Source organism: uncultured Ralstonia sp. (assembly GCA_913056305.1).
Lineage (GTDB): Bacteria > Pseudomonadota > Gammaproteobacteria > Burkholderiales > Burkholderiaceae > Ralstonia.
This window is the reverse complement of record CAJXMR010000188.1, coordinates 1-9,001: the sequence shown is the minus strand read 5'-3', so window position 1 is coordinate 9,001 and position 9,001 is coordinate 1. Positions and strand designations below refer to the sequence as shown.

Here is a 9,001-nt window from a genome sequence, read left to right as displayed (position 1 = left end):
GTGCTGCTGGAAGTGCGCGCCAGCGTCGACAGCATGAAGTCCGCCACCGGCGAGATCGAGATGGGCAACCGCGACCTGTCCAACCGCACCGAGGTCTCGGCCAGCAACCTGCAGGAAACCTCCGCCGCGCTGACCGAGCTGACCACCAGCGTGAAGAATTCCGCCGACGCGGCCGTGCAGGCCACGCGCCTGGCCAGCGAAGCCAGCGACGCCGCCACGCGCGGCGGCGAGGTGGTGTCGGGCGCGGTGAGCACGATGGACGAGATCGGCAAGTCGTCGGCACGCATCACCGAGATCATCGGCGTGATCGACAGCATCGCCTTCCAGACCAACATCCTGGCGCTCAACGCCGCGGTGGAAGCCGCGCGTGCCGGCGAGAACGGCCGCGGCTTTGCCGTGGTGGCCGGCGAGGTGCGCACGCTGGCACAACGCAGCGCTACGGCCGCGCGCGAAATCAAAGACCTGATCCAGGCATCGGAAGCCAGCGTGAAGACCGGCGCGCAACGCGTGCAGGCCGCCGGCGCAACGATGCAGGAAATCGTGCAGGGCATCGAACGTGTGGCGCGCATCATCGGCGAGATCGACGGCGCGATGCACGAGCAGAGCACTGGCATCAGCCAGATCGATCGCAGCGTCGCCGAGATGGATCAGGCCACGCAGCAGAACGCGGCACTGGTGGAGCAGTCGACGGCTGCATCGTCCATGCTCAACGAACAGGCGCACGGCCTGGCTCGCACGGTTGGGCTGTTCAAGTTGCGCAACGTCTGACGCGCCGCTACATTGACCGCCCGTCAAAGTGGGTGACCGGCACGCTGGTCAGATCGATGTCTTCCAGGCAGCGGACGTTGACGGCAATCATTGGTGTGCCGTCGGGCATCGCGCCCTCTGCATAGGGATGGATGCCGCAGGTCGGGCAGAAGCGGTGCTTGATCACATGCTTGTGGAAGAGATAGGTGCTGGCGTTGTCTTCCGGCGTGAGCAATCGCACCTTGTCGCGGGCCACGAACCACAGCAGCGACCCCTTGCGCTGGCAGATCGAGCAGTTGCATGCCATCGCGTTTTCGGGATGCCCCTCAACTTCGAACGCGACGTTGCCGCAGTGGCAGCTTCCTTTGTGTGTCATGCCGGTCTCCTGTGATGTGCGTTTGTGGCGGGCTTTGCGCCGTCCACTATAGGCGAGCCGGTTTGCGTACGAGGGGCACGTTCTCGGGAATCGCCCTAGGTCAATGGCTCTGTGTGCCGATGCGACAATCGCCGCGAGCGCGCCAAACGAATGAGCCAATCAACGCGCCACGGATCGCCGCGCCTTTGCGGCGACCGCGTCATGAGGAGCCATCATGCATCGCCATCGTCCTGTTACCGTGATCCGGTCGGTTTCTGCCGCCGCCATCTTTGCCGGCTGCGCCGGCGCGTTTGCGCAAGCGTCGCAACCGGCTGCGGCAGCGGCTCCACCCTCGGCACCGCCGCTCTCGGCGCAGATCATCAACATGGGCGGTATGGCCCCGGACGAGGTCGGCCCAGTCATCGCCGAGATGGGTACGCTGCGCACCAAGACGCTGGTGACGGCGGCCAATGGCACGGTGGGCGTCCAGGTCGGCACCGTGGCCAAGCACACGCACACGTACTCCGACGAGATCCAGTATGTAATGTCGGGCACGGCCACCGTCTGGCTCGACAACGCGCCGCGCGAGGTCCGGGCGGGTGATCTGATCGTGATCCCTCGTGGCGTGGTGCACGGAACGCTGACCACCAGCACGGATTTCAAATCGATGGCGATCAAGCTGCCGCCGCAGCGCGCCGGCGATACACACAAGGTGCCGTGATATCTGCGCCCTGATCTTCGGCATGTTGGCCTGGGTCAGGTCGGAATAAAAACACCATCCCTTACAATGGCGCCCTCCTAAAGAGTCCATCGCCATGTCCGCACCGCTCGCCAACGACACCTTCCTGCGCGCCCTGCGCCGCCAGCCCACCGACTACACGCCGCTGTGGCTGATGCGCCAGGCCGGCCGCTACCTGCCTGAATACAACGCCACCCGCACGCGCGCTGGCAGCTTCCTGGGCCTGGCCAAGTCGCCGGCCTACGCAACCGAGGTGACGCTGCAGCCGCTGGATCGCTACCCGCTGGACGCGGCCATCCTGTTCTCCGACATCCTGACCGTGCCCGACGCGATGGGCCTGGGCCTGTCGTTCGCGCAGGGCGAGGGCCCGCGCTTTGCCAAGCCGGTGCGCTCGGAAGCTGACGTGGCTTCGCTGTCGGTGCCCGACATGGCCTCGCTGCAATACGTGTTCGATGCCGTGGCCGAGATCCGCCGCGCGCTGGTGCAGGACGGCCGCCAGCGCGTCCCGCTGATCGGCTTCTCCGGTAGCCCCTGGACGCTCGCCTGTTACATGGTCGAAGGCGGTGGCTCGGACGACTTCCGCACCGTCAAGTCGATGCTCTACGCGCGCCCGGACCTGATGCACCGCATCCTGGAGATCAATGCGCAGGCCGTGATCGACTACCTGAACGCGCAGATCGACGCCGGCGCCCAGGCCGTGATGGTGTTCGACACCTGGGGCGGCGCGCTGGCCGATGGCATCTATCACGAGTTCTCGCTGGCCTACATGGCGCGCGTGGTGGAATGCATCCGCACCGGGGCCGATGGCCAGCGCGTGCCGGTCATCCTGTTCACCAAGGGCGGCGGCCTGTGGCTGGAAGCCATGGCTGAGACCGGCGCCGATGCACTGGGCGTGGACTGGACCGTCAACCTGCAGCTCGCCCGCCAGCGCACCAGCGGCCGCGTCGCCCTGCAGGGCAATCTGGACCCGACCGTGCTGTTTGCCGAACCCGAGGCCATCCGCGCCCAAGTGCGCCGGGTGCTGGAGGACTACGCAGCCGGCGGCGACAGCGACGGCCACGTGTTCAACCTCGGCCACGGCATTTCGCAGTTCACGCCACCCGAGTCGGTGTCGGTGCTGGTGGATGAGGTGCACAGCTTCAGCCGCGTATTGCGCACGCGGTTGCCGTAACAAGAACTTGCTGCAGTGCGGTGGCGTTTGAATTGAGCCCCTCTGGTGCGTCGGCGCAGAACCAAGGGTGGTCGGTTCGCCGCTTTGGTGCAGAAGCTGTGAGCGGCCACTCGCGTGCGGGGTGAGCTTGCACGGCCCAGACCCCTGTCAAGCGAAATATTTCGCACCTTTTTGAGCGTAACCTCGCTGTCAAGACTTGACTTATGCACAAAGCTGTCGCGGCTGGGATTTTTCGCGGCGCAACACAAACAGGCTTGTGCAACCATCGCATAAGTGTTTGATTTTTCTGAAAGAAAGTCGTGTGCGCGGAAATCGTGCAAGCTAGAAAAGGGCTTGATCTACCGGCCTTTGCAGGCGGTGGCGGCGAGTTTTCAACAAAGTTATCCACAGCTTGTGTGGATAGCGGAAAAAACGGACGCCGATCAGGGCGCCAAGCTGCAAACTTCAAGTAGTACGTGAAGAGTGGGCAGCGCGCGGAGCTGACGCGATGGCTTGATCACGTGATGCAGCCTGCCCGATAGCGCTGTTTCCGTCGCGTGCGATTCACCGCTGCCGCGCAACAATTCCTTTGCAGTTGAACCCGCAGTTGACTCCTTTCGTCCTCGTCGTTCCGATCCCATGACCGCCGCTTCCGTCGACGTCGCACTGCCTGCTTCGGGGCTCGGCCAGTCGCCCGGCATTGCGCGGGTGGTGATCGATACGCCCCTGGATGCGGTGTTCGACTACCGCTGCGCGCAACCCGTGCTGACGGGGCAACTGGTGGTGGTGCCGTTCGGCAACCGGCGGGTGGTGGCGCTGGTGGTGGAGACCGCCGCGACCACCGAGGTGCCGCAAGACCGTCTTCGCGACGTCGAGCGCGTGCTCGACTGGGTGCCGCCGCTCGATGCGCAATGGCGTGCGCTGGCCGAATTCGCCGCCGGTTACTATCACCGCGCCCTGGGCGAGGTGACGCTGCCGGCACTGCCGCCGCTGTGGCGCACACCCGGCAGCTGGGACAACCTCGCGCGCCAGGCCAACGAAACCGTCTATGTGATGCAAGAGCCGGCCCGTGCGGTGCTGCTCGACAGCGTGCCCAAGCGCGCCGCCGGGGCAATGCGCCTGGCCGAGGCTCTGACCGGCGACGGTGAGCTCTCGACGAGTGCCGCCGTCGCGCTCCACGGGCAGGCCGTGGCCAAGCTGCGCGACTGGGCCGCCATGGGCTGGCTGCGCGCGGAGCTGCGTCCGAAGCTGCTGCTGCCGGTGCCGCTGGAGCTGCCCGAGCCGTCCATCGCGCCCGCGCTGAACGCCGAGCAGGCTGCCGCCGTGGCCGCCATCGCGCAGGCAGGGGCGGGTGGCACGTTCAGCCCCTTCCTGCTGTACGGCGTGACCGGCAGCGGCAAGACCGAGGTCTACCTGCACGCCATCGCCGATGCCTTGGCGCGCGACCCGGCCGCGCAGGTGCTGATGCTGGTGCCGGAAATCAACCTGACGCCGCAGCTGGAGGCGCGTATCGCGGCGCGCTTCCCCGGCGTGCCGATGGCGGCTCTGCACAGCGGCCTGGCCGAACAGCCGCGCGCGCTGAACTGGCTGGCCGCGCATCGCGGCGAGGCGCGCATCGTGCTCGGCACGCGGCTGGCGATGCTGGCGTCGCTGCCGAACCTGGCGCTGATCCTCGTCGACGAGGAGCACGACACGTCCTACAAGCAGCAGGAAGGCCTGCGCTATTCCGCGCGCGACCTGGCGCTGTGGCGGGCCAGGCAGCGCAACATCCCGATCGTGCTGGGTTCGGCCACGCCGTCGCTGGAGACCTGGTGGCGCGCGGAGCAGAGCGCCACCACGCGGCTGACGCTGTCGCAGCGCGCGCAGGCCGAGGCGGTGCTGCCGCGCGTGTCGCTCATCGACCTGAACCTGGAGCGCCGCGCCGGGCGGGAGATCCGCGATGGCCTGTCCAAGCCGCTGGTCGACGCGATTGCCGACCGCCTCGCGCGCGGCGAGCAGAGCCTGCTGTTCCTCAACCGCCGCGGTTACGCGCCGGTGCTCTCGTGCGATGCGTGCGGCTGGCTGTCGGGCTGCCCGCGCTGCTCGGCCTACCTCGTGCTGCACAAGCCCGAACGCCGCCTGCGCTGCCACCACTGCGGCTATGAATCGCGCATCCCGCACCATTGCCCGGATTGCGGCAACGTCGACATCGCCCCGCTCGGGCGCGGCACGCAGCGTATCGAGGAAACGCTTGGTGCGTTGTTCCCAGAAGCACGCGTGGCCCGCATCGACGCCGATTCCACGCGCCGCAAGGGCAGCGCCGAAGCGCTGTTCGACACCGTGCACGAGGGCAGCGTCGACATCCTGATCGGCACGCAGATGGTCGCCAAGGGCCACGACTTCCAGCGCGTGACGCTGGTGGGCGTGGTGGCGCCGGACCCCTCGCTGTTCAGCCACGACTTCCGCGCCGGCGAGCACCTGTTCGCCTCGTTGATGCAGGTGGCGGGGCGGGCCGGCCGTGCGGGGCTGGCGGGCGAGGTGCTGATCCAGACACGCTACCCCGATGCGCCCGCGCTGCAGGCGCTCGTCCGGCACGACTACGGCGGTTTCGCCCGCCAGCTCCTGCGCGAGCGCAAGCAGGCCGGCCTGCCGCCGTTCGCTTATCAGGCGTTGCTGACCACCGAGCACCGCGAGGTCGCTCGCGCGCTGGAATTCCTCGGCGCCGCGCGCGAGCTGGGCGAGGCGCTGGTCGCAGAACTGGGCGCACCGGTCTTCCTACACGACCCCGTGCCGATGACCATGGTGCGCCTGGCCAACCGCGAGCGCGCCCAGCTGCTGGTGGAATCCGCCTCGCGCGCCGCCCTGCAGAAGCTACTGAGCGCCTGGACCGACCGGTTTGCCGAGATCGGCAAGACCGTCAAGGGCGTGCGCTGGCAGCTGGAGATCGATCCGCTGCGGATCTGAGGCGGGCTGCGTGAGGCGGGCTGCAATCAGGGCCACGGCTGGGGCGTGACCGGTACGCGCCACTGCTGGTTGGTGCCGCCATGGCAGGTCCACAGGATGAGCGGCGTGCCGTCCGCCGATTGGCCGCCCTTCTACGTGGAGGCAGCGCCCCGACGCCGTGTTCACCAGTTCCAATCCGTTGACCTGCCATTGCTGGCTGGCGCCGTTGTTGCACGTGGCCGCGATCACCTGGGCGCCGTTGGCGGCGCCCTGTGTGTCGAGGCACAGCCCATGCAGCGTGCGCACCGTGTGGTCGTGGCCCAGCACCCACGATTGATTGGCGCCGCCGTTGGCCGGGTACAGGACCGCGTGCGCCCCGGCCGTGAGCCCGCCAGCGATATTCACCACCTTGCCCTGCAGGCCCACGATCGGCCCGCGCACCGAGTTGCCGATGGCCGTGGTCTGCACCGAGCCGCCCGGCACCTGCGTGACCGTCGACAGGCAGTCGCCCGTGCTGGCCTTGCTGCCGCTGACGTGCGCGGCGATGGTGCCGCCGTTGCCCACCGGCACGCCAAAGGTCACGCGCGCATAGGGCTGGTTGAAGCACGACGCGGTCGGGTCATTCCACTCGAAGTATTCGGTCCAGTCGATCATGCCGGACGGGTTCACGGTGTCGGACTTCACCTGGATGCTGCCGAGCTTGTAGGCGCGCCCCGTGGTGGCATCGGTGATGGTGACGCCGAACCACTGGTTGCCTTCGCCCGCCACGTGAAAGCGGTAGGTGTGGCCCTGGACCCAGTCGATGGCCTGGGTGCGGCAGCTCTTGCCCACGCCTTCGCCACCGAAGTTCAGGCAGTAGCTGCCGGCATCGCCCGCGCGGGCCTCGGTGGCGTTCCAGATCGAGAACAGGAAGGTGCGCTTCGGCCCGCCGTTGGATTGCATGCCCAGGTAGCCGCCCAGGCCGCCGGCAAAGCCGAACTGGTTGCTCCAGAACACATTGGCGGCGTGGCCGGGGTCCTGGTCGACGGTGATGGAGAAGGTCACGTCATACAGCGGCGGCGTGCCGGCCGGGAAGGCATAGTAGGTGTACGCGTTGGGGGTCGACGAAGCGTGGGCAGGGGCGGCGCCGAGTGCGGCCAGCGACAAAAGCAGGCCGCCGCATGCGCGTTGAAGCGCGGATCGTAGCGTGTTGGGCATGGGTGTCGTCCGAGTGTGGTGGGATCCGAGCGGAGTCAGATTTCTCTGATGGCATAGAAATAGAGGACATCTCCGCCGTTGGAAAGCGGAAAAGTGTTGCGAAATGCATGCGGAAGCCCAAATCCCCCCTGTCTGGAGTAAGGGGTTGCACTAGGTTGCACCGTGGTGCAACCGGCGTATAGTGCCCTCCAATTTGCCGGCCACAAGCCAGGCAATGGCAGCTACGGAAAGGAACCCACATGGCTACAACCACCCTCGGGGTCAAACTGGACGATGCTTCGCGTGAACGCCTCAAGCGTGTCGCGCAGTCCATTGACCGCACGCCGCACTGGCTGATCAAGCAGGCGATCTTCACGTATCTGGATCAAGTGGAGCGGGGGCAGCTGCCAAATGACGTAAAGTCGGACGCAAACGGCCCGGCGGCGGATGGCCTCCCGTCCGCCGCCGCAGCCGTCTCGGATGTGCACGACGGCGAGGATGCCGTGGTGCAACCCTTCCTCGAATTCGCGCAGAGCGTGCAACCGCAATCGGTGCTGCGCGCTGCCATCACGGCCGCGTATCGCCGGCCGGAAACCGAAGCCATTCCGATGCTGCTGGAGCAGGCCCGCCTGCCGGGCGCGCTCGCCTCGGAAGCCAAGCAGCTCGCCCACAACCTCGCCGGCAAGCTGCGCACGCAGAAGGTCGGCACCGGCCGCGAAGGGCTGGTGCAAGGCCTGATTCAAGAGTTCTCCCTGTCGAGCCAGGAAGGCGTGGCGCTGATGTGCCTGGCCGAGGCGCTGCTGCGCATCCCGGACAAGGCGACGCGCGATGCGCTCATCCGCGACAAGATCAGCAACGGCAACTGGCAGTCGCACCTGGGCCAGAGCCCGTCACTGTTCGTCAACGCCGCCACCTGGGGCCTGCTGCTGACGGGCAAGCTGGTCGCCACGCACAACGAAGCCGGCCTGTCGAAGGCGCTCACGCGCATCATCGGCAAGCGCGGCGAGCCGCTGATCCGCAAGGGCGTGGACATGGCGATGCGCCTGATGGGCGAGCAGTTCGTCACCGGCGAGACCATTTCCGAAGCACTGGCCAACGCGCGCAAGTACGAGGCCGAAGGCTTCCGCTATTCCTACGACATGCTCGGCGAGGCCGCCATGACGGAGGAAGACGCGCAGCGCTACCTCGCGTCGTACGAGCAGGCCATCCGCGCGATCGGCCAGGCTTCGGGCGGGCGCGGCATCTATGAGGGGCCGGGCATCTCGATCAAGCTGTCGGCGCTGCATCCGCGTTATGCGCGCGCGCAGTACGACCGCACCATCAACGAGCTGTATCCGCGCGTGAAGGCGCTGGCGATGCTGGCCCGCGAGTACGACATCGGCATCAATATCGATGCGGAAGAAGCGGACCGCCTGGAGCTGTCGCTCGACCTGCTGGAGCGCCTGTGCTTCGCGCCCGAGCTGGCCGGTTGGAACGGCATCGGCTTCGTGGTGCAGGGCTACCAGAAGCGCTGCCCGTTCGTGCTGGACTACATCATCGACCTGGCACGCCGCAGCAAGCACCGCCTGATGATCCGCCTGGTCAAGGGCGCCTACTGGGACAGCGAGATCAAGCGCGCCCAGGTGGACGGCCTGGAGGGCTACCCGGTCTACACGCGCAAGGTCTACACCGACGTGTCATACCTGGCCTGCGCGCGCAAGCTGCTGGCCGCGCCGGAGGCGATCTTCCCGCAGTTCGCCACGCACAACGCGCACACGCTGGCCGCGATCTACCAGATGGCCGGCCAGAATTACTACCCCGGCCAATATGAATTCCAGTGCCTGCACGGCATGGGCGAGCCGCTGTACGAGCAGGTGGTCGGCAACAAGGCGGGCAAGCTCAACCGCCCGTGCCGCATCTACGCGCCGGTCGG

At 67.2% G+C, this 9,001-nt stretch carries 7 protein-coding genes; 5 read left to right on the top strand and 2 right to left on the bottom strand.

All coding sequences use genetic code 11. The annotated features are described in order from the left end of the window. Positions 1-768 (top strand): methyl-accepting chemotaxis protein (locus QZ609_RS21005; RefSeq protein ID WP_295499098.1); only part of this gene is annotated, 768 nt, incomplete at its 5' end. Positions 769-775: 7 nt separating this feature from the next. On the opposite strand, the gene QZ609_RS21000 is transcribed toward QZ609_RS21005, so the two are convergent. Beyond that, complete coding sequence (locus QZ609_RS21000; RefSeq protein WP_012436721.1) at positions 776-1,123, bottom strand: GFA family protein; 348 nt, start codon at positions 1,121-1,123, stop codon at positions 776-778. A 214-nt stretch (positions 1,124-1,337) separates the two neighbouring features. Between QZ609_RS21000 and QZ609_RS20995 the strand changes: the two genes are divergently transcribed. The 3 genes from QZ609_RS20995 to QZ609_RS20985 all read left to right on the top strand — a co-directional run bounded on the left by QZ609_RS20995 (position 1,338) and on the right by QZ609_RS20985 (position 5,934). Then, a complete protein-coding gene (locus QZ609_RS20995) occupies positions 1,338-1,823 on the top strand; it encodes a cupin domain-containing protein (RefSeq protein ID WP_012436720.1) in 486 nt (161 codons plus the stop codon). 94 nt (positions 1,824-1,917) lie between these two features. Next, positions 1,918-3,012: a uroporphyrinogen decarboxylase gene (hemE, locus tag QZ609_RS20990; protein WP_295499091.1), complete on the top strand. Its 1,095-nt coding sequence runs from the start codon at positions 1,918-1,920 to the stop codon at positions 3,010-3,012. A 618-nt stretch (positions 3,013-3,630) separates the two neighbouring features. After that, a complete protein-coding gene (locus QZ609_RS20985; RefSeq protein WP_295499088.1) occupies positions 3,631-5,934 on the top strand; it encodes a primosomal protein N' in 2,304 nt (767 codons plus the stop codon). Here QZ609_RS20985 and QZ609_RS20980 read toward each other — a convergent pair. Then, positions 5,842-7,059 carry a ricin-type beta-trefoil lectin domain protein gene (locus QZ609_RS20980; RefSeq protein ID WP_295499086.1) on the bottom strand — a complete coding sequence of 406 codons (1,218 nt, stop codon included), beginning with the start codon at positions 7,057-7,059 and terminating at the stop codon, positions 5,842-5,844. The genes QZ609_RS20985 and QZ609_RS20980 overlap by 93 nt on opposite strands. A 290-nt stretch (positions 7,060-7,349) precedes the next feature. On the opposite strand from QZ609_RS20980, the gene QZ609_RS20975 reads away from it, so the two are divergent. Beyond that, on the top strand, positions 7,350-9,001 hold a 1,652-nt coding region (locus tag QZ609_RS20975; protein ID WP_295499084.1), incomplete at its 3' end, for a proline dehydrogenase family protein.

Bases quoted from the DNA above. Each gene is read 5' to 3' on its own strand.
- QZ609_RS20995 (WP_012436720.1), top strand. From the start codon at position 1,338: ATGCATCGCCATCGTCCTGTTACCGTGATCCGGTCGGTTTCTGCCGCC.
- QZ609_RS20985 (WP_295499088.1), top strand. From the start codon at position 3,631: ATGACCGCCGCTTCCGTCGACGTCGCACTGCCTGCTTCGGGGCTCGGC.
- hemE (WP_295499091.1), top strand. From the start codon at position 1,918: ATGTCCGCACCGCTCGCCAACGACACCTTCCTGCGCGCCCTGCGCCGC.
- QZ609_RS21000 (WP_012436721.1), bottom strand. From the start codon at position 1,123: ATGACACACAAAGGAAGCTGCCACTGCGGCAACGTCGCGTTCGAAGTT.